The 25,948-nt window shown below is 73.2% G+C and carries 23 protein-coding genes; 10 read left to right on the top strand and 13 right to left on the bottom strand.

Translation table 11 applies throughout. From position 1 onward, the window contains the following. The first annotated feature begins 206 nt into the window (after positions 1–206). The 3 genes from EDF32_RS13315 to EDF32_RS13305 are packed head-to-tail and all read left to right on the top strand — an operon-like array spanning position 207 to position 3,076. Positions 207–1,478, top strand: coding sequence for an endonuclease/exonuclease/phosphatase family protein (locus tag EDF32_RS13315; RefSeq protein WP_123309041.1), 1,272 nt, complete (start codon positions 207–209; stop codon positions 1,476–1,478). Positions 1,479–1,506: 28 nt separating this feature from the next. Continuing rightward, positions 1,507–1,911 carry a YchJ family protein gene (locus EDF32_RS13310; RefSeq protein WP_123309040.1) on the top strand — a complete coding sequence of 135 codons (405 nt, stop codon included), beginning with the start codon at positions 1,507–1,509 and terminating at the stop codon, positions 1,909–1,911. A gap of 49 nt (positions 1,912–1,960) precedes the next feature. After that, a complete protein-coding gene (locus EDF32_RS13305) occupies positions 1,961–3,076 on the top strand; it encodes a low specificity L-threonine aldolase (RefSeq protein ID WP_123309039.1) in 1,116 nt (371 codons plus the stop codon). On the opposite strand, the gene EDF32_RS13300 is transcribed toward EDF32_RS13305, so the two are convergent. From EDF32_RS13300 to EDF32_RS13275, 6 genes are all read right to left on the bottom strand, one after another. Continuing rightward, positions 3,069–4,109, bottom strand: a complete 1,041-nt coding sequence (locus tag EDF32_RS13300) for a hypothetical protein (RefSeq protein WP_148061609.1) — start codon at positions 4,107–4,109, stop codon at positions 3,069–3,071. The genes EDF32_RS13305 and EDF32_RS13300 overlap by 8 nt on opposite strands. A 97-nt stretch (positions 4,110–4,206) precedes the next feature. Then, the gene (locus EDF32_RS13295) at positions 4,207–4,488 is read right to left on the bottom strand and encodes a hypothetical protein (RefSeq protein ID WP_123309037.1); all 282 of its coding nucleotides are present in this window, start codon (positions 4,486–4,488) and stop codon (positions 4,207–4,209) included. Further along, positions 4,485–5,738, bottom strand: a complete 1,254-nt coding sequence (locus EDF32_RS13290; RefSeq protein ID WP_123309036.1) for an inorganic phosphate transporter — start codon at positions 5,736–5,738, stop codon at positions 4,485–4,487. Before EDF32_RS13290 ends, EDF32_RS13295 begins: the two co-directional genes overlap by 4 nt. A gap of 140 nt (positions 5,739–5,878) precedes the next feature. Next, the gene (locus EDF32_RS13285) at positions 5,879–8,098 is read right to left on the bottom strand and encodes a S9 family peptidase (protein WP_123309035.1); all 2,220 of its coding nucleotides are present in this window, start codon (positions 8,096–8,098) and stop codon (positions 5,879–5,881) included. Between the two features lie 75 nt (positions 8,099–8,173). Continuing rightward, positions 8,174–8,533, bottom strand: coding sequence for a DUF4440 domain-containing protein (locus tag EDF32_RS13280; protein WP_123309034.1), 360 nt, complete (start codon positions 8,531–8,533; stop codon positions 8,174–8,176). Next, positions 8,530–9,000 carry a PPOX class F420-dependent oxidoreductase gene (locus EDF32_RS13275; protein WP_158614104.1) on the bottom strand — a complete coding sequence of 157 codons (471 nt, stop codon included), beginning with the start codon at positions 8,998–9,000 and terminating at the stop codon, positions 8,530–8,532. Before EDF32_RS13275 ends, EDF32_RS13280 begins: the two co-directional genes overlap by 4 nt. A gap of 337 nt (positions 9,001–9,337) precedes the next feature. On the opposite strand from EDF32_RS13275, the gene EDF32_RS13270 reads away from it, so the two are divergent. Genes EDF32_RS13270 through EDF32_RS13255 form a run of 4 tightly spaced genes read left to right on the top strand, consistent with a single transcriptional unit; the run spans position 9,338 to position 13,532 of the window. Next, positions 9,338–10,726, top strand: coding sequence for a branched-chain amino acid ABC transporter permease (locus tag EDF32_RS13270; RefSeq protein WP_123309032.1), 1,389 nt, complete (start codon positions 9,338–9,340; stop codon positions 10,724–10,726). Positions 10,727–10,739: 13 nt separating this feature from the next. Next, entirely contained in the window at positions 10,740–11,723 is a 984-nt protein-coding gene (locus EDF32_RS13265; protein WP_123309031.1) for a branched-chain amino acid ABC transporter permease, read from the top strand. Then, the gene (locus tag EDF32_RS13260) at positions 11,713–12,702 is read left to right on the top strand and encodes an ABC transporter ATP-binding protein (protein ID WP_123309030.1); all 990 of its coding nucleotides are present in this window, start codon (positions 11,713–11,715) and stop codon (positions 12,700–12,702) included. The genes EDF32_RS13265 and EDF32_RS13260 overlap by 11 nt, the downstream gene beginning before the upstream one ends. Further along, positions 12,699–13,532 (top strand): ABC transporter ATP-binding protein, encoded by an 834-nt coding sequence (locus EDF32_RS13255; protein ID WP_123309029.1) that lies wholly within the window; start codon positions 12,699–12,701, stop codon positions 13,530–13,532. The genes EDF32_RS13260 and EDF32_RS13255 overlap by 4 nt, the downstream gene beginning before the upstream one ends. A gap of 180 nt (positions 13,533–13,712) precedes the next feature. Here EDF32_RS13255 and EDF32_RS13250 read toward each other — a convergent pair whose 3' ends face one another. Further along, positions 13,713–15,005 carry an ABC transporter substrate-binding protein gene (locus EDF32_RS13250; RefSeq protein WP_233565912.1) on the bottom strand — a complete coding sequence of 431 codons (1,293 nt, stop codon included), beginning with the start codon at positions 15,003–15,005 and terminating at the stop codon, positions 13,713–13,715. Positions 15,006–15,220: 215 nt separating this feature from the next. On the opposite strand from EDF32_RS13250, the gene EDF32_RS13245 reads away from it, so the two are divergent. Next, positions 15,221–15,694, top strand: a complete 474-nt coding sequence (locus EDF32_RS13245) for a nitroreductase family deazaflavin-dependent oxidoreductase (RefSeq protein ID WP_123309027.1) — start codon at positions 15,221–15,223, stop codon at positions 15,692–15,694. A gap of 14 nt (positions 15,695–15,708) precedes the next feature. Here the strand turns inward: EDF32_RS13245 and EDF32_RS13240 are convergent, their stop codons facing one another. After that, positions 15,709–19,521 (bottom strand): bifunctional RecB family nuclease/DEAD/DEAH box helicase, encoded by a 3,813-nt coding sequence (locus tag EDF32_RS13240; RefSeq protein ID WP_123309026.1) that lies wholly within the window; start codon positions 19,519–19,521, stop codon positions 15,709–15,711. Positions 19,522–19,847: 326 nt separating this feature from the next. Between EDF32_RS13240 and EDF32_RS13235 the strand changes: the two genes are divergently transcribed. Continuing rightward, positions 19,848–20,051, top strand: coding sequence for a cold-shock protein (locus tag EDF32_RS13235; protein WP_123309025.1), 204 nt, complete (start codon positions 19,848–19,850; stop codon positions 20,049–20,051). 159 nt (positions 20,052–20,210) lie between these two features. Beyond that, positions 20,211–21,182, top strand: coding sequence for an excalibur calcium-binding domain-containing protein (locus tag EDF32_RS13230; protein ID WP_123309024.1), 972 nt, complete (start codon positions 20,211–20,213; stop codon positions 21,180–21,182). A gap of 24 nt (positions 21,183–21,206) precedes the next feature. On the opposite strand, the gene EDF32_RS13225 is transcribed toward EDF32_RS13230, so the two are convergent. The 5 genes from EDF32_RS13225 to EDF32_RS13205 form a co-directional block, all read right to left on the bottom strand. After that, a complete protein-coding gene (locus EDF32_RS13225; protein ID WP_123309052.1) occupies positions 21,207–21,971 on the bottom strand; it encodes an amino acid ABC transporter ATP-binding protein in 765 nt (254 codons plus the stop codon). Positions 21,972–21,994: 23 nt separating this feature from the next. Beyond that, complete coding sequence (locus EDF32_RS13220; protein WP_123309023.1) at positions 21,995–22,957, bottom strand: amino acid ABC transporter permease; 963 nt, start codon at positions 22,955–22,957, stop codon at positions 21,995–21,997. 32 nt (positions 22,958–22,989) lie between these two features. Next, positions 22,990–23,910 carry an ABC transporter substrate-binding protein gene (locus EDF32_RS13215; protein WP_123309022.1) on the bottom strand — a complete coding sequence of 307 codons (921 nt, stop codon included), beginning with the start codon at positions 23,908–23,910 and terminating at the stop codon, positions 22,990–22,992. A gap of 104 nt (positions 23,911–24,014) precedes the next feature. Continuing rightward, the gene (locus EDF32_RS13210; protein WP_123309021.1) at positions 24,015–24,194 is read right to left on the bottom strand and encodes a MetS family NSS transporter small subunit; all 180 of its coding nucleotides are present in this window, start codon (positions 24,192–24,194) and stop codon (positions 24,015–24,017) included. Continuing rightward, entirely contained in the window at positions 24,191–25,825 is a 1,635-nt protein-coding gene (locus EDF32_RS13205; protein WP_123309020.1) for a sodium-dependent transporter, read from the bottom strand. Before EDF32_RS13205 ends, EDF32_RS13210 begins: the two co-directional genes overlap by 4 nt. Positions 25,826–25,948 lie beyond the last annotated feature (123 nt).

The raw sequence follows: 25,948 nt of genomic DNA, 5'->3' as shown, positions 1-25,948 counted from the left end.
CGCCCTTTGCACCCGCGGGCCCCCCCCACCCGCCCATACACCTCGGGCGGGCCCGCCCCCCCCCCCCCCCCCCCCCCCCCCCCCCCCCCGCGCGCTCACCCGTTCGAAACCTCCCGTTCGTGCGGGTGTCACCGGCGGGCCCTACCGTGATCGCCACACGCACCGACGGGCCGCCCACGACGCGGCCCCCGACCGATGGAGCTCACGTGCGCACCAGAACCTCAGCCCGGCTCACGGCCGTCACCGCCGCCACCCTCTGCGCGGGCCTGTTCGCGGCGCCGGCGCTCGCCGGACCGCACGGCGACCAGCACCACGGCCACGATGCCGCCGACCTGCGCGTCGCGACCTACAACCTCTCGCTCAACAGGGCGACCGAGGGAGAGCTGCGGTCCGACCTCAGCACGCGCGACGACGTCCAGGCACAGACCGTGGCGGAGGTGATCCAGCGCGCCCGGCCGGACGTCGTCCTGCTCAACGAGTTCGACTACGACGCGGCGCACGCGTCGGTCGACCTGTTCCGCGACAACTACCTCGAGGTCGGCCAGCACGGCGCCGACCCGATCACCTACCGCTACGCGTACACCGCGCCGTCGAACACCGGGGTGCCGAGCGGCTTCGACCTGAACAACGACGGCGCGGTGGGCGGCGGGGACGACGCCTACGGCTTCGGTGCGTTCCCCGGCCAGTACGGGATGGTCGTCCTCTCGCGGTACCCGATCGAGACGACCAAGGTCCGCACGTTCCAGCACTTCCTGTGGAAGGACATGCCGGGCGCGCTGCTGCCGGACGACCCGACGACGTCCGCTCCCCACGACTGGTTCACCACGAAGGAGCTCGCCGCGGTCCGACTCTCGAGCAAGTCCCACTGGGACGTGCCGGTCCAGGTCGGCAAGGACACCGTGCACGTCCTCGCCTCGCACCCCACGCCCCCGTCGTTCGACGGCCCGGAGGACCGCAACGGGCACCGCAACCACGACGAGATCCGCTTCTGGTCGGACTACGTGACCCCCGGCCGGACGTCGTCGTACATCTACGACGATGCCGGGCAGCGGGGCGGGCTGAAGGGCGGGTCGTCGTTCGTGGTCCTGGGCGACATGAACAGCGACCCGGTCGACGGCGACTCCTACCCCGGCGCGACCGCCCAGCTCCTGGACAACCGCCGCATCCAGGACCCCCGGCCCACCTCCGCGGGCGCGCCCGAGGCCGCGCGCCTCCAGGGCGGGATCAACCTCACGCAGCAGGGCGACCCGCGTTACGACACCGCGGACTTCGCCGACACCACCCCCGGCAACCTGCGGGCCGACTACGTCCTGCCCTCGCGGGACCTGCGGGTGCAGGACACGGGCGTGTTCTGGCCGGCGCAGTCGGACCCGCTGTCCCGGCTGACCGGCGTCTACCCGTTCCCGAGCAGCGACCACCGGCTCGTGTGGCTCGACGTCGACCTGCGCCACGGGGGCAACGGGCACCGCGGCCGCTGACCCGGCCGTGCGCTCGTAGGCTGGCCGCATGCCCCTCGCGCCCGACGACCGCTGCCCCTGCCTGTCCGGCGAGACGTACGGCGCGTGCTGCGGGCCCGTGCACGCCGGCGAGCGCCGCGCCCCGACAGCCGAGGCGCTCATGCGCTCGCGCTACAGCGCGTTCGTCCTCGGCGGCCCTGCCGGTGCCGGCTACCTGGCCGCGTCCTGGCACCCCTCGACCCGGCCGCCGGCGGTCGACCTGGCCGACGACGTCGTCTGGCGCCGCCTGGACGTCGTCGCCACCGAGCGGGGCGGCCCGTTCGACGACGAGGGGTACGTCGAGTTCGTCGCGCACTACCGCGACGCCGCCGGGCGCGCGACGGTGCACGAGATCAGCCGGTTCGTGCGCGACGACGGCACCTGGTCCTACGTGGACGGCACGCCGGGCGGCTGACGCGCACCGGCGCCACCGAGCGTCGCTCCAGCGGACGTAGCCTGACGCGGTGACTTCCCCCAGCTTCCCCGCCGCACCCGACACCGCCCCCGCACCGTTCCGCAGCTTCGCCTCCGACAACCACGCGGGCGTCCACCCCGAGGTCCTCGACGCGATCCTCGCGGCGAACGCCGACCACGCGATCGCCTACGGCGACGACCCGTGGACCGCCCGTCTGGGCGAGGCCGTCCGCCGCGAGTTCGGCGAGCGGGCCGAGGCGTACCCGGTGTTCAACGGGACGGGCGCGAACGTCGTCGGGCTCTCGGCGATGCTGCCTCGCTGGGGCGCGGTGATCGCCTCGGAGCTCGCGCACGTGCACACCGACGAGCAGGGAGCGCCCGAGCGCGTCGGCGGCATCAAGCTGCTGCCGGTCCCGTCCGCCGACGGGAAGATCACGCCCGACGCCGTGCACGCCCACGCCGGCGCGCTCGGCGACGTGCACCACGCCCAGCCGCTCGCCGTGCTGATCACCCAGTCGACGGAGGTCGGCACGCTGTACGCGCCGGAGGAGGTCCGCGCGATCGCGGACGCCGCGCACGGGTACGGCATGCGCCTGTACGTCGACGGCTCGCGCCTGGCCAACGCCGCCGCAGCCCTCGGCACGTCGCTGCGCGCGATCACCACGGACGTCGGTGTCGACGCGCTCTCGTTCGGCGGCACCAAGAACGGCGCGATGGGCGCGGAGGCCGTGGTGGTCCTCGACCCCGCGGCGGCGCCGGGTCTCGCGTTCGTCCGCAAGGCGCAGATGCAGCTCGCGTCCAAGATGCGCTACGTCTCGGCACAGCTCCTCGCGCTCCTCGGCGAGAGCGACGGGGACGACCCGCTGTGGCGCCGCAACGCCGCGCACGCCAACGCGGCGGCCGCGCGCCTGCGCTCGCTCCTGGACGACGACGTGGCCGCCGGCCGGGTGCGCGGGCTCGGTTTCGCGGGCCCCACCACGGTCAACGCGACGTTCGCGATCCTGCCGAAGCCCGCGGCCGACCGGGTCCGCGAGACGTTCCCCTGCTACGACGTCATGCCCGGCCCGGAGGCCGGCACCGTGGTCTCTCGCTGGATGTGCGCCTGGGACACGACCGACGACGACGTGGACCGGTTCGTCGCCGCGGTGCGGTCGGCGCTCAGCTGAACCGGGTGGGCTGCGCGGCCCGCGCCCCGGTGGGTCGTGCGCCGAGCGCAGCCGCGACCGGCCCGGCCACCTCAGCGGTCGCCAGGTAGCCGACCGCGGCGTGGTGCCCGGGCGCCGGGTTCTCCACCTCGACCTCGTCGACCGTGGCGACCGCGCCCGTGAGCGGCTGCAGGGCCACCACGTCGCGCACGTCGCGGGCGTTGCGCCACCGGGTCACGGCCCCGGGGACGGCGAGCGGGGCCCGTGCCGCGCGGACGGCGCCGATCGCGATCGGGCAGCCGATGGTCACGAGCAGGGGTACCGCCCAGCGCCCGCGGTCGGGGTGGGTGCGCAGCAGCTCGAACGCGACGACCGACCCGAGCGAGTGGGCGACGACCACCGCGGGACCGTCCGTCGGCAGGGCGGCGGCGACGACGTCGTCGACCGCGGCACGGGCGCGCTCGTCGTGCAGGTAGAGGTGCACGTCGCGGGCCAGCAGCGCGATGCCGAGGCCGCCGATGCCCGGCACCGCACGGTCGAGCGCGCGCAGCACGGCGAGGAGCCACGCCGCGTCGGGCACCGCGAGCGCCCCGGCGGTCGCGAGCGTCGCCGGCGCGAGGGCCGCCGGGGCGGCCGCGGCCGGGGGTCCGTCGGGAACGGCGTGCCCGTCGCCGGCGAGCAGCACCCGGACCTCCGCGTCCCCGACTCCTGCCACGCGACGGGCCTCGTCGAGCACGGCCAGCACGAACTCACGCCTCTCCGGCGGGCCGAGGAGCGTCGCGAGGTCAGGCTCGGAGACGGGCGAGGTGGCGGCGTCCGACGCCGTCGCGGCCTGCTCGTCGCGGACCGCCGTCTCGAGGACGTCCGCGTAGTACGGCAGGCGGACCGCGTCGTCGGCCAGGGCGGGCAGCGCGGGATCGGCACCCGCCGCGGCGACGCCGGTGCGCAGCGCGTCGAGCCACTGCGCGCGCAGCACCGCGGGGTCGCGACCCTGCTCGCTGCGCCCGTGCACCAGCACGAGCACGGCTCCGGCGGACGACGGCGGCGTGGTCACGCGCACAGGCTCCCAGCCACCCGCCGAGAAGTCGAGTTCCGCCCCAAAAATCGGAGATTTCGGGGCGGAGCTCGACTTCTCGGCGGAGGGCGGAGGGTCAGTGGCCGCCCGCGGCGATGAACCAGATGCCGAGCACGATCGCGCCGACGATCACCGCGAAGCACGCCCCGGCGACCACCGTGCGCCACGGCGCGGGCCGGGGCGCGGCGGCCGCACCCGCCTCCGCGTCCTCGGCACCGGCACCGGCACCGGGGACGGCGACCGTCCGCGAGGCCAGCATCCGCACGCCCAGCGCGAACAGCGCCGGCAGCCCGGCGCCGACCACGACGGCGGCGACGACGACCCGCGCCAGGGCGTCGAGGTCGATGTACTCGCTCATGCGGCGCTCCTTCCGTTCCCGGCGGTCGGTCCAGCGGTCTGCCCGGCGGCGGCGCCGACCGGCACCCGGCCGTCGTCGATCGCGAGGGCGCTGACGTCGTGCTCGGCGACCGCCTCGGCGACCTGCGCCGAGGCCGCGTCGTCGTCCCACTCGTCGTTGACGTTGGCAGAGTCGACCGGCGTGCGGCGCGAGAGGCGCCAGATGGTGAAGGCCGCCACGAGGAGGATCCCGAAGACCGTGAAGGAGCCGGCCGCGCCACCCACGAGCTGGTCGATCCCGTAGCACGCCGCCCCGACGGCACCGGCGGCGGGCAGCGTCACGACCCACGCGGTGAGCATGCGGCGGGCGACGCCCCAGCGCACGACCGCGCCGGGCATGCCCACGCCCGAGCCCAGGATCGAGCCGGTCGCCACGTGCGTCGTCGAGAGCGAGTAGCCGAAGTGGCTGGAGAGCAGGATGACCGCGGCGGACGACGTCTCGGCGGCCATGCCCTGCCGGGAGTCGATCTCGACCAGGCCCTTGCCGAGGGTGCGGATGACGCGCCAGCCGCCGAGGTAGGTGCCGAGGCCCATCGCGAGGGCGCACGCGAGCACGACCCAGAACGGCACCCCGGAGTCCTCGGGGACCGCGCCGCCGGCGATGAGCGCGAGCAGGATGATGCCCATCGACTTCTGCGCGTCGTTCGTGCCGTGCGCCAGGGAGACGAGGGAGGCGGAGCCGATCTGGCCCCAGCGGAAGGCACGGCTCGTCGTGTCCTGCGGGATGCCGCGCGTCAGGCGCGCGACGAACCACGTGCCGAGCGCGCCGACGCCCACCGCGAGGACCGGGGCGATCAGCGCGGGCAGCATGACCTTGGAGACGAGGCCGCCCCACAGCACGCCGTCGGTGCCGGCCGCGACGAGCACCGCACCGACGATGCCGCCGACGAGCGCGTGCGACGAGCTCGACGGGATGCCGAGCAGCCAGGTCACCAGGTTCCAGACGATCCCGCCGACGAGGCCCGCGAGGACCACCTCGAGCGAGACCATCCCGGCGTCGACGATGCCCTTGGCGATGGTCGCCGCCACGGCCAGCGACAGGAACGCCCCGACGAGGTTCAGGGTGCCCGACAGCAGGACGGCGGTCTTGGGCTTCAGCGCCCGGGTCGCGATGGACGTGGCCATCGCGTTGCCGGTGTCGTGGAAGCCGTTGGTGAAGTCGAAGCCCAGCGCCGTCACGACGACGACGACGAGCAGGATCGTCTCGGTCACGTACCCAATGGTGAGGTCCGACGACAGCCGGGAGCGACCAGATCGGGGACCCGACGGCCGTTGTTCATCTTCCGTTCATCTCCCGTTCGAGGCGGTGTGCCACGGGCTCGAACACAGTCTGGGAGACCGGTGACCGTGCCTCAGCCCTCGCCGTCCTCGCCGCCCTCGCCGTCCTCGTCGTGGCCCGCGACCCCGAGCGCGTCGGCGATCCACGCGTCCTCGAAGGCGATCTCCTCCCAGCGCGCGTACCGCCCGGAGACGCCGCCGTGGCCCGCGCTCATCTCGGTCTTGAGCAGGACCGGCGCCCCGACCTCGCGCAGCCGCGCCACCCACTTGGCCGGCTCCACGTAGAGCACCCGCGTGTCGTTGAGGCTGGTCAGCGCCAGGATCCGCGGGTAGTCCGCGTCCTCGCGCACGTTCTCGTACGGCGAGTACTCGCTCATGTACCGGTAGACCTCGGGGTCGGCGAGCGGGTTGCCCCACTCGTCCCACTCGATGACCGTCAGCGGGAGGTCCGGGTCGAGGATCGAGGTCAGCGGGTCCACGAACGGCACCTGGGCGACGACGCCGGCGAACAGCTCCGGAGCGAGGTTCGCCACGGCGCCCATGAGCAGGCCCCCGGCGGAGCCGCCCTGCGCGACCATGCGCTCCGGCGTCGTCCATCCCGCCCCCACGAGGTGGCGCGCGCACGCCACGAAGTCCGTGAACGTGTTCTTCTTCGCCAGCGTCTTGCCGTCCTCGTACCAGCGCCGCCCCATCTCGCCGCCGCCGCGCACGTGCGCGACGGCCAGCACGACGCCGCGGTCCAGCAGCGAGAGCCGCGGGATCGAGAAGGCGGGGTCGATGGAGATCTCGTACGAGCCGTAGCCGTAGAGCAGCACGGGCGCCGGGTCGGCCTGCAGGCCGCTCGGGTCGAGCGTGACGGCGTCGCGCCGCCAGACGAGGGAGACCGGCACCATCGTGCCGTCCTCGGCCTCCGCCCACTCGCGCTGCTGCACGTAGTCGCCCGGCTCGTAGCCGCCCAGCACGGGCTGGCGCTTGCGCAGCGCGAGCGTCCGGGTCGCGACGTCGTAGTCGTACACCGTGCCCGGGGTGACGAAGCTCGTGTACGACAGCCGCAGGTGCCGCTGCTCCCACTCGGGGTTTCCGGCCGCGCCCACGGTGAACAGGGGCTCGTCGAAGGCGATCTCGTCGACCTGCCACGGGGTCGCGCCGGCGGCGCCCTCGAGCCGGACGACGCCGAGCCGCTGCAGCGCCTCGCGCCGGTAGGAGAGGACGACGTGGCCCGCGAACGCGTCGACGTCCTCGAGGCGGGTCGCCGGGTCGTGCGGGACGACGACGGTCGCGTCCCCGGGCGACAGCGGCGCGGCGCCGCGCGCCGGCACCTCGGTCACGACGAGCTCGAAGTTCTCCGCGCCGTCGTTGTGCAGCACGAGCAGCGCGTCGCGCCCCCCGGCAGGGGCGTCCGGGAGGACCACGTGCTCGACGGAGTACTCGACACCCTCGCGCCGCGGCCACACGACCCGGAACTCCCCCGTCGGGTCGTCGGCCTCGAGGAGCCACGACTCGCTGGTGATCTTCGAGCCGAGCTCGATCTGCAGGAACCGGCGCGAGCGCGAGAGCCCGACGCCGACCCAGTACCGGTCGTCCGGCTCGGTGAAGACGGTGACGTCGTCCGCGGCCGGGGTGCCGACCTCGTGGCGCCAGACCTTGTCGGGGCGCCACGACTCGTCGACCGTCGGGTAGAGCACGTACCGCCCGTCGGGGCTGAACGTCGCGCCGGGCGCCGTGCCGGGGACCTCGTCCGGCAGGTCCTCGCCCGTGGTCAGGTCCCGGACCCGCAGCAGGTAGCGCTCGTCCCCGACGGTGTCGACGGCGTAGGCGAGGCGCGTGCCGTCGGCCGAGACGTCGAACGACCCGAGCGAGAAGAACTCGTGACCCTGCGCCGCGAGGTTCTCGTCGAGCAGCACCTGCTCGCCCGGCACCGGCTCGCCCGGCACGAGGACCGGCGGGACGTCGGGCTCGCCGCCCAGCGGCGCCCGCGCGCGGATCGCGTACTGCTGGCCCTCCACGGTGCGCGCGTAGTACCACCAGGCGCCGTCCCGCACGGGGACGGACAGGTCGGTCTCCTGGGTGCGGGCCTTGATCTCGTCGAAGATCGTGGCGCGCAGACCGGCCAGGTGCGCGGTCTCCTGCTCCGTGTAGGCGTTCTCGGCCTCGAGGTGCGCGACGACGTCCGGCGACTCCTTCTCGCGCAGCCACTCGTACGGGTCGGTGACCTCGTGCCCGTGGTGCGAGCGGGCGGTCGGGCGGCGGTCGGCGACCGGGGGCGTGAGGGCGGACGGCGAGGCTTCAGGCATGCGGTCAGCGTACGTGCGACCGACGCGCCACCCCAGACCGGCGGGGCCGCCCGGGCGACGTCGGCGCGGGGCGCCTCAGCGCGGGGTCTGCTGGTGCACCGCGAGCCGCCACTGCCCGTCGCGGCGCGCGTACGTGCTGCACACCAGCGCGCTGTACGTCGCCCCCGCGCGGGTGGCGACGACCGCGTAGGCGACCACGGCGACGTCGTCCGCCAGCTCGACCTGCCGGATGTCGGAGAGCTCGTACCCCTCCCAGGGCACGCCGCCCATCGACTCGATCACCGCGTCGCGGTCGTCGAGCCGCAGCCCGCCGGGCAGGAGGAAGGTCGGCTCGGCGTCGAGGACCTCGCCGTAGTAGGCGGCGGCCGCGGCGCCGTCGGTGGACAGCGCGACCCAGCCCGCGCGCTCCAGGTCCTCGGGCTCCGGGGCGCTCACGCCTGCTCCCCCGACCCGGTCGCCGCATCGCGGGCCTCGGCGTCGGGCGCCCCGCCGTCGGCGGCCCGCTCCCCCGGCACGAGGGCGAGGAACACCTGCCCTCCGCCCTTGCGGCGCAGCCGCGTGGCGAGGCCGGAGAGCCGGTACTGGAACCCGTACTTCCCGCGGAGCGCCGCCTCCGCGACGGAGCGCTCCGTCGCGTCGGCCACGATGCGGCCGGACCCCTCGACCGGCACGCCGCGCAGCGTCCCCGTGCGTCCGCACGGCTGGATCCGCACGCGCGAGCCGTTGCGCAGCCGCTTGGCCTTCCCGGTCGCCGCGCCCGTGACGACGTAGAGCGTGCCCGGGTCGCGCGGCGCGGGCGCCACCCAGACAGGGGTCGTGACGCCGTCGCCGGACCGCTTGTAGGTGGTCAGCGCGACGAACTGCTCGTCGCCGAGAGCGACGTCCTGGTTGCTGGTGGCCATGCCAGCGATCATGCCTCACCGGCGGGGCGGGGGCAGCGAACGGGCGTCCAGTCACGATCGCGCAACGGTTCTCCGCGGCGGACCGCGACGATTCCGCGCGACGCCGCCTCGTCGGCACCGGCCGTCGCGGGAGGCCCGGAAACGGCAGGTGTGACGCGGGCTACACTTCCCGGCACACCGGCGTGAGCCGGCATGACGCACGTCACAGGAACATGCCCGAAACACGCGTAACACCCCGTACACACGCTCCACCTACCGTCCCCACTACCCACGGGGCGGCGGCCGGACCAGGCCGCCTCCCGCCCGTGAGGACCACCGACACGGAGGACCCCCGCCGATGACAGCGGAACGAGCCGGAACCCCACGGCGACGACGGCGATGGGCGGCGGCGCTCGTCGTCGCGGCGGCCACGACCGTCGTCGGGGCGCCCGCGGCGCTGGCGGCCACGACGGCCGCCGACCAGACCTGCACGCCCGACGGCTCGACCTCGTGCATCGCCGTCCTCGTCCTCGACCAGGACAACGCGCACGTCGCCGGCGCCGAGGCCGTGATCACCGGTCCGGAGGACTTCGACGAGACGGTCACCACGACCGAGGACGGCCTGCCCGCCGTCGCGACGAAGACCGTGGGCACCTACACGATCGCCCTCGACGAGGGCACGCTGCCCGCCGACGCGCACCTCGCCGAGGGCGCCGCGAGCTCGATCCAGGTCACCGCCCAGCTCGGCTCGACGTCACGCGCGGCGTTCCGGGTCGGCGACGAGGCCGCCCCCGCGCCCGGCGCGAGCCCCGGGAGCGGCGGGTCCTCCGGGTCGCAGAGCGAGGCGTCGTCGTCCGGGGGCATCCAGGCCGCCCAGGTGTGGCAGCAGATCGGGTCCGGGCTGCGGTTCGGGCTCCTGCTCGCCCTCGCGTCGATCGGCCTGAGCCTCATCTACGGCACGACGAAGCTCTCGAGCTTCTCGCACGGCGAGCAGGTCACCCTCGGCGCCGTGCTCGCCTACCTGACGATGAACGTCATGGGCCTGCCGATCTGGCTCGGCGCGATCATCACGCTCGCCGTGTGCGGCGCGACGGGATGGGCGCAGGACGCCGGGATCTGGCGCCCGCTGCGGCGCCGCGGGACGCCCACGGTCCAGCTGATGATCGTGACGATCGGCCTCTCGATCGCGCTGCAGTTCCTCATCCAGCTGCTCATCGGGGCCGGCACCCAGCGCATCCTGACGAACAACCCGAGCTCCTGGACCGTCGGTCCCGTGACGCTGACGGTCGTCTCGTGGGTGTCGATGATCATCTCGGTCGTCGTGCTCGCCGGCGTCGCGTGGTTCCTCACCCGCACGCGCATCGGCCAGGCCACGCGCGCCGTCTCCGACAACTCGGCGCTCGCCGCGGCGACCGGGATCGACCCCGACAAGATCATCCGCATCGTCTGGGTCCTCGCGACCACCCTCGCGGGGCTCGGCGGGATGATGCTCGGGATGGTCTTCGGCTCGTTCAACTGGCAGATGGGCCTGCAGCTCCTGCTGCTCATGTTCGCCGCCGTCACGCTCGGCGGTCTCGGCACGGCGTTCGGGGCCCTCATCGGCTCCCTCGTGATCGGGATGGTCGTCGAGCTGTCCAACCTCGTCCTGCCCAGCGACCTGCGCTACGCGACCGCGCTCCTGATCCTCATCCTCGTCCTTCTCGTGCGGCCCCAGGGCATCCTCGGACGACGCGAGCGGATCGGCTGAAGGGAAAAGACCAATGGAACTGAGCCGCATCCTCTCGCAGGTCCTCGGGGAGCTCATCGCCCCGACGACCGCCGCCTACGCGCTGGCCGCCATCGGCCTCAACCTGCACTTCGGGTACACCGGGCTGCTCAACATGGGACAGGCCGGGTTCATGCTGCTCGGCGCCTACGGCTTCGCGATCTCCACGATCGCGGGCGCCGGGTTCTTCCTGGCCCTGGCGATCGCGATCGTCGCCGGCGCGCTGTTCGCGCTGGTCCTCGGGATACCCACGCTCAAGCTGCGCGGTGACTACCTCGCCATCGTGACCATCTCCGCCGCCGAGATCCTGCGCATGATCGGCCGCTCGACCGTGTTCAACGACCAGACCGGCGGCTCCTCCGGGCTGACGGGCAACTCGTTCAAGAACACGTTCCTGGACCTGAGCTTCCTCACCGACGGCACCACGCAGTTCGGCCCCTGGACCTACCAGAACAACGGGTCGAACTCCTGGTGGATCCGGCTCGTCGCCTGGTCGGTGGTCCTGTTCGCGGTCCTGGTCGTCTGGCTCCTGACCCGCAGCCCGTGGGGCCGCGTGCTCAAGGGCATCCGCGAGGACGAGGACGCCGTGCGCGCCCTGGGCAAGAACGTCTACTCCTACAAGATGCAGGCGCTCATCCTCGGCGGCGTCGCCGGAGCGGTCGCCGGCGTGCTGTTCTGCCTGCCGCGCGCCGTGCAGCCCGACTCGATGGGCCGCTCGATGACGTTCTTCATCTGGACCATCCTCCTGCTCGGCGGCGCCGCGACCATCTGGGGACCCGTCGTCGGCTCCATGATCTTCTTCGGCGTGTACATGCTGCTGCGGGCCGGGATGCGCGTGGCCCTGCCCGACGCGATCTCCTCGGCGCAGATCGAGCAGATCGGCGGCATGGTCGTCGGCATCACGCTCATGTGCCTCGTCATCTTCCGGCCGCAAGGCATATTCGGCGACAAGAAGGAGCTGGCGTTCGATGCCCGATGACCTGACCCCCGCCACGGACCGGGCGTCCGTCGACACGGTGTCCACCGACCGGCCCGCGACGAGCGGGCCCGCCGGGGCCGGGGCCGGGACCACCGGACCCGCCGGGCTGGCCGGCGTCGAGGCCGTGCCCGGCGCCGCCAAGCCGGACGCCCTGCTCGTGGTCGACGACGTCGTGCGCCGGTTCGGCGGCATGACCGCCGTGGACGTCGCGCACCTCGAGGTCCAGCGCGGCGCCATCACCGCCCTGATCGGCCCCAACGGCGCCGGCAAGACGACCTTCTTCAACCTCCTCACCGGCTTCGACGTGCCCGACGGCGGCGCGTGGACCTTCGAGGGCCGCAGCCTCGCGAAGAAGTCGGCGGCGAAGGTCGCCCGCACCGGGGCCGTGCGCACCTTCCAGCTCACCAAGGCGCTCTCGCGCCTGACCGTGCTGGACAACATGCGCCTCGCCGCCACGCAGCACCCGGGCGAGAACCTGTTCGCCTCGCTGGTGCCACCGCTGTGGAAGAAGCGCGAGGCCGAGGTGACCGCCAAGGCCATGGAGCTGCTCGAGCGGTTCAAGCTCGACAGCAAGAAGGACGACTTCGCGGGCTCGCTGTCCGGTGGCCAGCGCAAGCTCCTCGAGATGGCCCGGGCCCTGATGACCGACCCGACCATGATCATGCTCGACGAGCCGATGGCCGGCGTGAACCCCGCGCTCGTGCAGTCGCTGCTCGGGCACGTCCAGGCGCTGCGCGACGAGGGCATGACCGTCCTCTTCGTGGAGCACGACATGCACGCCGTCCGGCACATCTCGGACTGGGTCGTCGTCATGGCCGAGGGGCGGATCGTCGCCGAGGGCCCGCCCGAGGACGTCATGCAGGACCAGGCGGTGGTCGACGCGTACCTCGGCGCCCACCACGACACGGACCTCGGCGACGACTCGTTGCTCGATCCCGACGTCCTGGCCCGCCTCGCGGCCGAGGAGGAGAAGCGATGACCGATCCCACCACCCCCGCCCCCGCCGGCGGCCCGCCCACCGACACGAGCTCGGGCACGGCGTCGAAGGGCGCGACCGGCGAGGTGCTGCTGCGCGCGAGCCACCTCGTCGCCGGGTACATCCCCGGGGTGAACATCCTGGACGACTGCTCGATCGAGGTCGGGCGCGGCGAGCTCGTCGGCATCATCGGGCCCAACGGCGCCGGGAAGTCCACGCTGCTCAAGGCCCTGTTCGGCCAGGTCGAGATCCGCTCCGGGTCCGTCGAGCTCGACGGCGAGGAGATCACCGGGATGCGGGCGAACCGGCTCGTCGCCCAGGGCGTCGGGTTCGTGCCGCAGTCCAACAACGTGTTCCCCTCGCTGACGATCGAGGAGAACCTGAAGATGGGCGTCTACCTCAAGCCGGCGATGTTCCGCGACCGGTTCTCCTTCATCGCCGACCTCTTCCCGACGCTCGGCGACCGCCGGGCGCAGCGGGCCGGCTCGCTGTCCGGCGGCGAGCGCCAGATGGTCGCCATGGCGCGCGCGCTGATGATGAACCCGTCGGTGCTGCTGCTCGACGAGCCGTCCGCGGGGCTCTCCCCCGTGCGCCAGGACGAGACGTTCCTGCGCACCCGCATGATCAACAAGGCGGGTGTCAGCATCGTCATGGTCGAGCAGAACGCCCGCCGCTGCCTGCAGATCTGCGACCGCGGGTACGTCCTCGACCAGGGCCGCGACGCGCACACGGGCACCGGGCGGGAGCTGCAGGCCGACCCCAAGGTGATCGCCCTGTACCTCGGCACGCTCGCCGAGGACGTCGAGGAGAGCGCGGCGGCGCACACCGGCTGACGAGGACCGCACGACGAGAGGGGCCCGGTGCCGATGCACCGGGCCCCTCTCGCGTGCCGCGCCCCCTGCCGGGCCGCCGCACCCACCGCCGAGACGTCGAATTCCGCCCCTCGATTCGAAGAATCGGGGGCGGAATTCGACGTCTCGGCGAGCGGCGCCGGCGGTGCGGCGCCGTCGGCGTCAGCCGCCGATCTTGCCCTCGACGGAACGCGTGAACTGCTGCACGTTCTTGCCGTCGTAGTCGTACACGCCGATGAACGCCGACGACGGGTCGTTGTCCTCGTTCAGCGGGCCCGTCCCGGCGACGCCCACGTAGTGGATGTCGTCACCGGCCTTGAGCGCCTTGACGCCCTCCTCGAAGGTCTTGACCTCCGTGCCGCCGTCGGCGCCGGAGACGGACTTGATGTTCTCCGAGATGGTCTTGCCGTCGGCCGCGCCACCACGCACCGCTGCGAGCGCGGCGAGGATCGTCGCGTCGTACGACTCGGGGCCGTAGGCGTACGAGGTGAGCTCGCCGCCGTTGTTGTCCTTGGAGTACGTGTTGAGGCGGTCCTTGAAGTCGCCCTGCGCCTCGGCGCCCGGGATGGTCCCGACGACGCCCTTCAGCGTCCCTGGGTCGAAGTCCTTCTCGTAGCTGGCGGTGTTGCCGTCGCAGAAGAACGTCGTGCCGTCCATCTTCCAGCCCTGGGCGACGAGCTCGGTGATGATCGCCTTGGTCTCGTCGAACGCGATGACCGCGATGGCGTCGGGCTTCTGGGCGAGCAGGTCGGTGACCTGGGCCGAGAAGTTCGACTCGCCGGGCTGGAACTCCTGGCCCGCGTCGGTCGCGCCGTAGACGACCTGGCCGCCACCGGCCTCGATGGTCTTCTGCACGTTGTCGCGCAGGCCGGTGCCGTAGTCCTCGTTCTGCACGAGCATGCCGACCTTCGTGGCGCCCGAGTCGAGGATGAGCGAGCCGAGCGCGTTGCCCTGGACGGAGTCCGGCGGCGCGGTGCGCGCGTAGAACGGGCTGTAGCCCGAGAGCGTCGTCGAGGTGTTCGCGGGCGAGATCTGCATGACGTCGGCGCCGGCGATCTGGTCGACGACGTTGATGCTCACGCTGGACGACGCGGCGCCGATGATGACGTCCGACTTGCGCTTGAGGAGGTCCGTCGTCGACTGCGTCGAGACGTTCATGTCGGTCGAGTCCCCGGAGTCGGCGCCCTCGATCGTGACGTCCTTGCCGAGCACGCCGCCGGCCTTGTTGATCTCGTCGACCGCCAGGCCGACGCCCGCGACCTCGGGCGGGCCCAGGTAGGCGAGGGTCCCGGTCAGCGGCAGGAGCGTGCCGACGACCAGTCCGTCGTCCGCGCTCGACGAGCTGCCGCCGCTGGCCTCGTCGCCCGAGCTGTCGTCGTCCGAGGTCGTGCTGCAGGCGGTGAGCCCGAGGCTGAGTGCGGCGGCGATGGCGAGGCCTCGCGTCGCGACTGTCATCCGTCGATTCATCGTGTGTTCCCTCCGGGATGGAGCTGTGAGTCGTGCGCCTTGCTGCACTGCAGGTGCCGTGCCGTGGGGGTGACCGTAGTCACGGAATGTGTCGGGGATGTCTCGGCGGCGTGTGCTGGCGCGGATCGTTACCGCAGTGTGACCGGCGCCACTGTTCGTCTCAGCATGTGACGTCCGCCCGGCGCCTGGATAGCGTGCGGGGCATGGCACCTGACCTCGCCTCGCGGCTGCTGCACTCGCGGAGGCTGGTTCGCGCGCCGATCGCGCTCTACCGGGCGGGGCTCGGGCCGCTCCTCGGCCCGCGGCTCGTGCTCCTGGAGCACCGCGGTCGCACCTCGGGGCTCTGGCGCACGGTCGTCCTCGAGGTCGTCGACCGGCCCCGCCCCGGCGTGCTGCTCGTGGCCGCCGGCCTCGGCCCGGGCTCGCAGTGGTTCCGCAACGTCGCTGCGGACCCGCGGGTCGTCGTCAGCTCGGGGGCCGTCCGACGGCGCCGGGCCCGGGCGCGAGTCCTCCCGCCCGCCTCCGGCGTCGAGATCTTCTCGGCGTACGAGTCCGCGCACCCCCGGGCGTGGGCCGGCCTCGCGCCGGTGCTGACCCGGTGGGCGGAGCCCGCCGCCGCACCGGGCCAGGACTGGCGCGAGCTGGTGCCCGTGGTCGAGCTCTCGCTCGTCGACTGATCCGCGCGGCGCCGTCAGTCGCCGCGCTCGCACAGCCCGACGAACGCGCCGAGCTGCTCCAGGTCCTCCGGCGTCCCGGGCAGGTGGTCGGTCAGCCGGGTCGAGCGCACCACGACCGCGCACCACTGCCCGCGCGAGACCGCGACGTTGACCCGGTTGCGCGAGAGCAGGAAACCCAGGCCGCGCGGGACGTCCTCGACCGACGACGCGGCCGTGGTCAGGATCGCGACCGGGGCCTCCTGGCCCTGGAACTTGTCGACCGTCCCCACGCGCACTGCTCCGAGACCGGCCCGCTCCAGCGCACGCCGCACCGTCCAGACCTGCGCGTTGTACGCGGCCACGACGATCACTCCCGCCTCGTCGAGGGGTGCGGGGTCGCTGCCCGACGACGCCGTCCACCCCCGCCCCAGGACGTCACGCACCAGCGCCACGACCTCGGCAGCCTCCTCCGGCGACGACGTCGCGTTGCCGACATGGGGCACCCGCACGGTCCGCAGGCCCGGGAGGATGCCGTCGAGCCGGCGTTCGCGGGTCACGGGCTCCGCGGCGAGCCGGCCCTCGTACGCGAGCTCGGAGACGGCCCCGGCCAGGGCGGGGTGCATGCGCCACGTCGTCGAGAGGAAGTACCCGTGCTCGGCCGGGAGCACGCCGTGCTCGCCCGCCAGGTGGGCGAGCGCGGAGCGGTCGACCGGCTCGGGGTGGCGCCCCTGGGTGACCTGGTCGAGCTGCTGCGGGTCGCCGAGCAGGAGGAGGCGGCGCGCCGCGCGCCCGACGGCGATCGTGTTCGCGAGCGAGAACTGACCGGCCTCGTCGACCACGAGCAGGTCGAGGTGCTCGTCGGGGAAGTTCTTGGCGTTCGCGAAGTCCCAGGCCGTGCCGCCGACGACGCACGGCGCGGCCGCCGCCGCGACGGCCAGGCCCTTGCCGTCGACCTGCTGCCAGGGCTCGCCCGACGGCTTCGCTCCGTTCTCGAGCTTCTTGGCGACCACGGCCCCCGGGACGCCCGCCTTCTCCACGACGGCGCGGACGAGGTTCTCGACGGCGGCATGGGACTGGGCGACGACGCCGATGCGCCACCCGTCGGCCACGAGGCGGGCTATCACGTGCGAGGCGACGTGCGTCTTGCCCGTCCCCGGCGGGCCCTGGACGGCGAGGCAGGAGCGATCGAGACCGCGCACCGCCGCGGTGATCGCCTCGACGTATCGGTCCGGGCCCTCGCCCACGGGCGGGAGCGTGCCGGCCGGCCCGGCGGTGTCTCCGACGCACCGCGGGGGCCGCCGCAGCACGAGGTCGACGACGGCGGACCGCGGCAGCCGCTCGCCCCGCGGGCCCGGCTCCGCCCGCCAGCTCGCGAGGCACCGCCGCGCGGTCTCCAGGACGGCCTCCTGCTGGGGCGCGGTGTAGGGGCCCTTCGCGGGCGCGAGCGCCATGGGCAGCTCGGACCACGGCTCCGCGCGGCGCGGTGCCCGCTCGGCGACGACCAGCACGTCCGTCTCGGCGTCCCGGGACACCTCGACGACCTCGATCCCCTCGGTCCACACGCGCGAGCCGTTCTCGGACGACTTGGCGCACCCCGGCCCTGGGCACTCGTAGACCGCCCAGGTCTTCGCGCCGGCACGCAGGTCGGAGCCCTCCTCGAGCCGCCCACGCAGCTCGAGGAGCCGCGACGGTGTCTGGCGCCCAGGCTGCACGGCCCAGCCCTCGAGCTCCGTGGCGGCGTCCACCACGAACGAGCTGCGGCGTCCTGTCCAGTCCTCCACCGGGTCGGCGAGACGCGAGAAGTGCTCCTGCCAGAACGGCTTGTCCTCCCGTTCGTAGTAACCGACGCCCGCACCGATCAGCGCGAGCGCCTGCGTCTGCGCGTCGCGCGCCGCACGGTCCTCGCCGACGATCTCCCGCACCTGCGCCTCGACGGCGTGCGCCTCGGCCCGGGGATCTTCCCGTGCCGGGTCCGGGCCGACGCCGGAGGCGGTGCCCGCACCGTCACCGGCCACCCCGTCGAGGGTCGCGGTCGAGGAGACCGTGGTGCCGTCCCGACCGTCGCCGGGGTCGTCGTCGGACGTCGTGGACGGGCCTGGCGGGAGGCCGAGGAACGAGGCCGGATGGAAGACGTCCGACGACGACCCCGGCGACCAGGAACCCGACCCTGCACCACGAGCCCCCGCGGCACGCGCCCGCGACCGGTCGGCGGCCCACCGCAGCCACGCGAGCAGCACCAGCGTGGAGTCGCAGTCGTACCGGTTGTAGTCGCGGATCTGGCCCAGCAGCTCCTCGGCCGCGTCGGCCTCCCCCGCGTCCCGCAGGTCGCAGTAGGCGGCGTACGCGACGATCGACGCCGCAGCGTCCGTGACGTCCCCGGCGCGCAGGTGCTCGGCCATGTACAGCGGCTCGAGCTTCTTGATGGAGTACGAGCCGGCCGAGATGCGCACCGACGCCCGGACCACCGCGTACAGGTCCACGAGAACGCCCGCGCGCAGCAGGTCGTCGACCTCCTGCTCGTACACCCCGTGCCGGGCCGCGATCGAGACGAGGTGCGTCTTCTCGTAGGGCGCGTAGTGGTAGACGTGCAGGTCCGGGTAGCGCCGCCGTCGCTCGGCCACGTGGTCGACGAAGGCGACGAGCGCCGCACGCTCCTGCGCCAGGTCGTGCGCCCAGAACGCCAGGAACGGCGCGCGCTCCCCCGGCGCCGGGCGTTCGGTGACGCCGAAGAGGTAGTCGATCCCCCACCGGGAGGCGGACGCGTCCGTCCACAGCGGGTCCCCCTCGAAGTCGAAGAACAGGTCCCCGTCGCTGGCGGGCGGCAGCGCGTCGATCGGGGCGGTGTCGACCACGGTCCACGACCGCTCCCGCGCGACCGGACGACCCTCGACGACCTCCTCCCAGGTCACCGTGCCGTCGACCTCCGCCGTGCCGGACTGCATCGCCGCCTGCCGCCGGAGCTTCGCGAACGTGGTGGGCGACATCGCTGCCGGCGGCTCCTGCGCCGCGGCCAGCGCCGCGACGGTGCGTACCCCGCTCGCGAGCAGCACGTCGCGCTGGGCGCGCCGCACGCCCGCCACGAGCAGCACGTCGTCGTGGGCCTCGACCTCCGGCACGCAGCGCTCGCACCGCCCGCAGGCGTGGTACCGAGGATCACCCCACGCCACCGGCTCGCTCGCGGCGAGCCGCTCGGCGACGATCGCGCGCAGCCGCGCGCGACGCTCCCGGAACACGGGCAGCAGGTCCGCGAGCCGGTGCGCCGTGCGCTCGCCCGAGCCGAGCACGAGACCCGCCGACGGCGCGAGCGGCACGTGCGCCGCGACGAGCTGGTCCGCGTAGGCCGCGACCTGGAGCAGCGCCTCCACCTTCGCCCGCCGCGCCAGCTTGGCGTCCAGGACGGCGTAGCGCCCGCCGTCGCCCTCTCGCACCAGGAAGTCGGCGCGGCCGTGCATCTCGCCGTCGAAGAACGTGGCCTGGTGGACGACGCCGGCCCCCGCCTCGAGCGCCGCGAGCGTGGCTCCGTGGGCGGCGACCAGGTCCAGGTACCCGACACGGCGCAGGGGCGGGACGCTCACCACCCGGCCCGCGACGTCGTCGTCCGACGCGGCGCCGAGGCGCGCCACCCACCCGTCCAGCACCCGCTGCTCGTGCGCGTCACCGAGCCGGCTCGCGCGCACCAGCATCTCGTCCGCGGGGGCGGGGACGCGTTCAGCACGGCCGAGCACCTCGTCGATGCGGCGCACCACTCCCAGCTCGCAGCGCGCGGCGGCCACGAGGTCGCTCGGAGACCAGACGAGGCCCCGGACCTCGCGCAGTCCCGGCGCGGGCACGTCGTCCAGCAGGAACACGGGAACTCCTCACGCGGGCGGGTCGGACGCCCCCAGTCCTACCGGGCGCCACCGACACGCGCCCGCCCTGCCAGACGGTCTGGCAGACGGGCCGGGCGAGGTCCGGCGGCCGGCCCAGCGGTGCCGCGAACAGGAGTCCTCACAGAAGCATGGTGCGAATCCCGTCGGCCATGTACCCTTGAAGAGCAGATTGCAGTGCCTCGCTTGTCCTCGCGCTACGGCTTCACGCCCGGCGGACCTTGTTACCCAAGAGTTGACGACGAACACCGTGATGCACGACCTCGAACGACGGGGTCGTTGACACCTCTTGAAGGAGCAGCAAGAAGATGACGCTTGGAATCGTGAAGTGGTTCAACGCTGAGAAGGGCTTTGGCTTCATCGCCCCCGAGGACGGCTCGGCCGATGTCTTCGCCCACTACTCGGCGATCCAGACGCAGGGTTACCGCACCCTCGAGGAGAACCAGCGCGTCGAGTTCGACGTGACGCAGGGCCCGAAGGGCCCGCAGGCGGAGAACATCCGCCCGGCCTGATCTGCCCGGAGCGGCGCGGCCCACGGTCGCCCGCACCAGTGCACTCCAGGAACGCCCCCGCCGTCACGGCGGGGGCGTTCGTGCGTCCGGCCACCTGACGGACGTGACGCGGGCGCCCGCGATGGGCCATAGTGTGCGCGCCCCCTCGAAGGAGTACCGATGCGCTTCAACCCGCCCCCGGGATGGCAGGTCCCGCTCGGGTTCGTGCCCGACGCCGCCTGGTCGCCCGACCCGTCGTGGCCGCCGGCACCGCCCGCCTGGCAGTACTGGGTCGAGGACGCGCCCGCCACGGCACCGCTCGCCACAGCACCGCTGGCCACAGCACCGCTCGCCACAGCGTCTCTCGCCTCGGCATCCGCCGTGCCGGTGCCGACCGGCCCGACGCGCGTGCACCGCGAGACGCGTGCCGGGCTCGCCGCCGGCTCCGCGAGCGCGGCCGGCGCCCCTGCCTCCGCCACGATGGTCATGCCCGCGGTCGCGCAGGGCGCGCCGCTCGCGCCCGCGCTCCTCACGCCCGCCGGCGCCACGCCGCCCGAGGAGGGGCCGCCCGTGGAGGGTTCGAGCTCCGCGCGCCGGCCCGCCCTGGTCGTCGTCGTCGGCATCGCGGGGCTCGTCATCGGGCTCGTCGTCGGGCTGCTGCTCGCGCTCGCCGCACGCTCCGACGCGCAGGACGCCACCGCCGCGGCCGAGGCCGCCTCCGCATCGGCGTCCACCGAGCGCGGGCGGCTCACGCAGGACCAGGCGCAGCTCGAGTCCGACACGGCCGACCTCACGGCCCGGCAGGACCGGCTGGCCGAGGATCAGGCGACCCTGACGAAGGACCAGGCGACGCTGAAGAAGGACCGGGACGCCGCGACGGCGTACGAGAAGGACCTCGACCAGCGCGACAAGGCCACCGCGGCGAAGGAGAAGGAGCTCGCCGACCGGGAGGCGGCCGTCGCCGCACGCGAGCAGCAGGCACCTGCCCCGGCGGACCCGAACGTCCAGCAGGCGCAGCCACCGGCGGCGGCCCAGAAGGTCTACTGGGACTGCGGGTCGGCGCAGGCCGACGGCATCGCTCCCATGCACCGCGGCGACGCGGGCTTCAACCCGCTGCTCGACCCGGACGGCGACGGCGTGGAGTGCGGCTGACGCCCGCCGCTGCGCGCCGGCGGCTCAGAGCACGTGCGCCAGGAAGTCCTTGGTCCGCGCCTGGCTGGGCGCGTCGATGACGGCCGAGGGCGGCCCCTCCTCGACGATGACGCCGTCGTCCATGAAGACGACGTGGTCGGCGACCTCGCGGGCGAAGCCGATCTCGTGGGAGACCACGACCATCGTCATCCCGGACCGCGCCAGGTCCTGCATGACCGCGAGAACCTCGCCCACGAGCTCCGGGTCCAGGGCGGACGTCGGCTCGTCGAAGAGCATGAGGTCCGGGTCCATGGCGAGCGCCCGGGCGATCGCCACCCGCTGCTGCTGACCGCCCGAGAGCTGGGCCGGGTAGTGGTCCACGCGGTCCGCGAGGCCGACCCGGTCGAGGAGCTCGAGCGCGCGCGCCCGCGCCGTCGAGCGCGAGTCGCCGCGCACGTGCACGGGCGCCTCCATGACGTTCTCCAGCGCCGTCTTGTGCGGGAAGAGGTTGAACCGCTGGAAGACCATGCCGATGCGGGCACGCTGGCGCGCGATCACCTTCGGGTGCAGGCGGTGCAGGCGCGTGCCGTCGTCGGTCGCGACCTCGGTGTAGCCCATGAGCTCGCCCTCGACCCGCACGGAGCCGCCGGTGATCTCCTCGAGCTCGTTGATGCACCGCAGCAGCGTCGACTTGCCGGAGCCGGAGGGCCCCAGGACCACGCACACCGAGCCCCGCTCCACGGTCAGGTCGACGCCCTTGAGGACGTGCACCGCGCCGAACTCCTTGTGCAGGGCGCGAACCTCGACCATCGCCTCGCGCGCGTCCGCCGCGCTCACGGGGTCACGTCCATGAAGGGGTCCTCCTTGGTGGTGCCGGCGGCCGCGATCGCCGCCTGCCGGGGCCGGCGCGGGGTGTGGTCGGTGCCGAACCCGCGTCCGTAGTACCGCTCCACGTAGTGCTGGCCGACCATGAGGATGCTCGTGATGAACAGGTACCAGATCGCCGCGACCATGAGCAACGGGATCGGCAGGAAGATGCGGTTGCCGATGGAGTTGGTGACGAACGTCAGCTCGAGCGTGAACGGCACCGCGAGCACCAGTGACGTGGTCTTGAGCATGGAGATCGTCTCGTTGCCCGTGGGCGGGACGATCACGCGCATCGCCTGCGGCAGGACGATGCGCCGCAGGATCTTCGAGTCCTTCATCCCCAGCGCCTTCGCGGCCTCGCTCTGGCCCGGGTCGACGGACCCGAGCCCGGCCCGCACGATCTCGGCCAGGTAGGCGGCCTCGTTCAGCGCCAGACCGAACATCGCTGCCCAGAAGGCGGTGATCAGGTCGCCGGTGTCGAAGACGAAGAACTCGGGCCCGAACGGGATGCCGATGCTCAGCCGGGGGTACAGCACGGACAGCAGGCCCCAGAACACGAGCTGCGTGTAGACCGGGGTGCCGCGGAAGAACCAGATGTAGAACCAGCTCGTCCACCGCATGACGGGGTTGCCGGAGCGGCGCATCACGGCGAGGGTCACGGCGAGCGCGATGGCCACGACCATCGCGCCCGCCGTGAGCACCAGCGTCCAGCCGACGCCGCGCACGACGGTCGTGTCGCGCAGGTAGAGCCAGACGATGTCCCAGCGGAAGTTCTCGTTCGTCACCAGGCCGTGCAGGGCCATGGCGGCGAGCACGAGGACGACGACGGCGGAGACGAGCCGCCCCGGCCGCGGGACGGGTCGGGCGTCGATCCGGTTCGGGACCGGGTCGGCGCCGGCCGGGCCGTCGCCGCTGGTCGAGGCGGTCATCGTGCTCCTTCTCTCGTTCCGGGAGGTGCCGCTCAGGAGGCGGGGTTGAGCTCCGCCGTGTCGAGCGCGCCGTCGGAGGCGCCCCAGACGTCGAGGATCTTGGTCATGTCGCCGTCGTCCATGAGCACCTGGAGCGCGGCCTGGATCGCCTTGGCGAGGTCCTCGTCGTCCTTCGCGACCGCGATCCCCTGCGGCGCGGACGAGAAGGTGTCCCCGAGCTGCTCGAGCTGACCGTCGGTCTGCGTGACCGCGTACTGCACGATCGGGGAGTCCGCGAACATCACGTCCGCCTTGCCGCCGACGACGTTCGTCGTCGCGTCGGCCTGGCTGTCGTAGTTGAGGACCTTCAGCGGGTCCTTGCCGTCGGACTCGCACTTCGTCGAGATGTCGTCGACCTCGTCGTCCTGGATGGTCCCGTTCTGCACCGTGACCGTCATGCCGCAGATGTCGTCGACGGTGAGCTTCTCCGGGTTCCCCTTGGGCACCGCGTAGGCCTCGCCGGCCGAGAAGTAGCTGACCATGTTCGCGCTCTCGAGGCGCTCGGGCGTGATCGTGAAGGACGAGATCCCGACGTCGTACTTCGAACCGAGACCGGGGATGATCGACGGGAACTCCGCCGTCTGCGGCTCGGCGTCGAGGCCCAGCACCGCCGCGACGGCGTCGATCAGGTCGATGTCGTAGCCGACCGGCGTCTTGCCGTCGGGGTCGATGAACTCCGCCGGGGCGTAGGTCGTGTCGGTCCCCACGGTGAGCTTTCCCGAGGCCGCGACGTCGGCCGGCAGGAGCTTCGCGGCGGCGTCGTCCTTCTGGATGCTCGACAGGTCGAACGTCGGGGCGGGCGACGACGAGTCGTCCGAGCCCGACGTCGCACCGGTCTGGGACGCGTCGGTGCAGCCCGACAGGGCGAGGGTGGCGGCCGCCGCGAGGGCGACGAGGACGGGAAGCTTGCGCATCTGGGCTCCAGGGATCGGGTACGCAGTGGGTGGGCCCGGCCCGTGGCCGTGGCGCGGGGGCACGCTACCACCGCCGTGTTTCGCGCCCGTTCCGCCCGCCGCGCTCAGGTGTCGTGGACGACCGGGCCTCCCTGCTCGCGCACGGGGTCCTCGGGGTCCTCCTCGCCGCCGGGCGGCAGGTGGTCCGCCTCCGGGCGGGCGCGAACGTACAGCACGCTGGCCACCAGGCCGCCCCACACGATGGCGAGGGTCAGGACGAGGAAGGTCACGGACGTGGCGGTCATGGGCGGTTCCCTCCGGTCGAGGTGCCCGACGGCGCCGTAGCGGCGCTCGCCGCCGCGACCTGTCGCCCCTCGGGCGGGTAGGGCGGCCAGGCGACGAACCGGTCCGGGTCGGTGCGCCAGCGCATCGAGGACATCACCACGGCGAGCACGATGCAGAAGGCGATCGCGCCCCAACCGACCGTGAGGAGGTACCACGTCGGGTAGCTCTCGTCCGGCGCGGCCGGGTAGCCGTGCTGGACGAGGTCGACGATCCGCGAGACCAGCATGTAGCCGAGCAGCAGGGGCGCGAGCACCCCCACGCACACGTACCACCAGCGCCCGACGCGGAACGTGGAGACCGCGTTGAGGTGGTAGCGCAGCTCCGGACCCTTGCGCAGCACCCACAGCAGCAGGATCGTCATCAGGACCGCCGAGCCGACGATCCCGATGTTGTTGGCCCAGTTGTCGGCGGTGTCGAGGAAGTACAGGCCCGTGGTGGTCCCCAGGAGCAGGATCGAGACGATCGCCGAGACGGAGCCGACCCCGACGGCGGACCGGCGCGCGTTCCAGCCGAACTTCTCCTGGAAGCCGGACGAGACGACCTGCAGGATCGACACGAGCGACGTCAGCCCCGCGAGCACCAGGGCCGCGAAGAAGAGCGCCCCGAAGAGCTGGCCGCCGGGCATCTGGGCGATGACGGCGGGGAACGTCACGAACGACAGCCCGACGCCGGAGAGCCCCTCGAGGTCGGAGATCGGCACGCCCTCCTGGACCGCGAGGAACCCGAGCGTCGCGAACACGCCGATGCCGGCGAGGATCTCGAAGGAGGAGTTCGCGAACGCGACCACCAGCCCGGGGCCCGTGAGGTTCGAGCGCCGCGGGCGGAACGAGGCGTAGGTGATCATGATCCCGAACGCGATCGAGAGCGAGAAGAAGATCTGCCCGTAGGCCTGGATCCACACGTTCGCGTCGCCGAGCGCGCCCCAGTCCGGCGTGAACAGCGCGTTCAGCCCGTCCGCCGCCCCGTCGAGGAAGAGCGCCCGGACCACCATCACGGCGAAGGTCACGACCAGCACCGGGATGAAGACGACGTTCGCCCGCTCGATGCCCTTGGCCACGCCGCCCGCGAGGATCGCGATCGTCACCAGCCACACCACGACCAGCGGGATCAGCACCCACGGCACGAAGTGCAGAGAGAAGCCCGGGTCGCCCATCTGCAGGTAGTCCTGGAAGAAGAATCCCTGCGGGTCGTCGGCGTAGCGCAGGTCGAACGAGAAGAAGAAGAAGCTCGCCGCCCAGCCGATCACCGCGGTGTAGTAGATCGCGATGACGAAGCAGATGCCGACCTGGAACCAGCCCAGTCCCTCGGCCCACCGCACGACCCGCCGGAACGCCAGCGGCGACGACCCCCGGTACCGGTGCCCGAGCGCGTAGTCGAGGAAGAGGATCGGGATGCCGGCGGTCAGGAGCGCCACGAGGTAGGGCACCATGAACGCCCCGCCGCCGTTGTCGTAGGCCACGCCGGGGAAGCGCCAGATGTTGCCCAGCCCGATGGCCGAGCCGACCGCGGCGAGGATGAACGCCGTCTGCCCGGTCCACTGGTCGCGCTGGCCCGTGACGCCCCCGTCCGTGCTCGTGCGCGTGCGTGCCATCTGCACCCTCCCGTCGATCCCGGTGACCGGTGGCCCCGCTCGTTGCTGGACGTTCGCTGACTGGTGGCACGCTATCGGGCGCCACCGACGCGGGCACGCCGGGCGGCGTCGGCCGACGGCCGG

It is taken from the genome of Cellulomonas sp. PhB143, from assembly GCF_003752595.1.
Lineage (GTDB): Bacteria > Actinomycetota > Actinomycetes > Actinomycetales > Cellulomonadaceae > Paraoerskovia.
The sequence above is the reverse complement of the archived record's forward strand: the minus strand, read 5'-3'. Positions and strand labels throughout refer to the sequence as shown.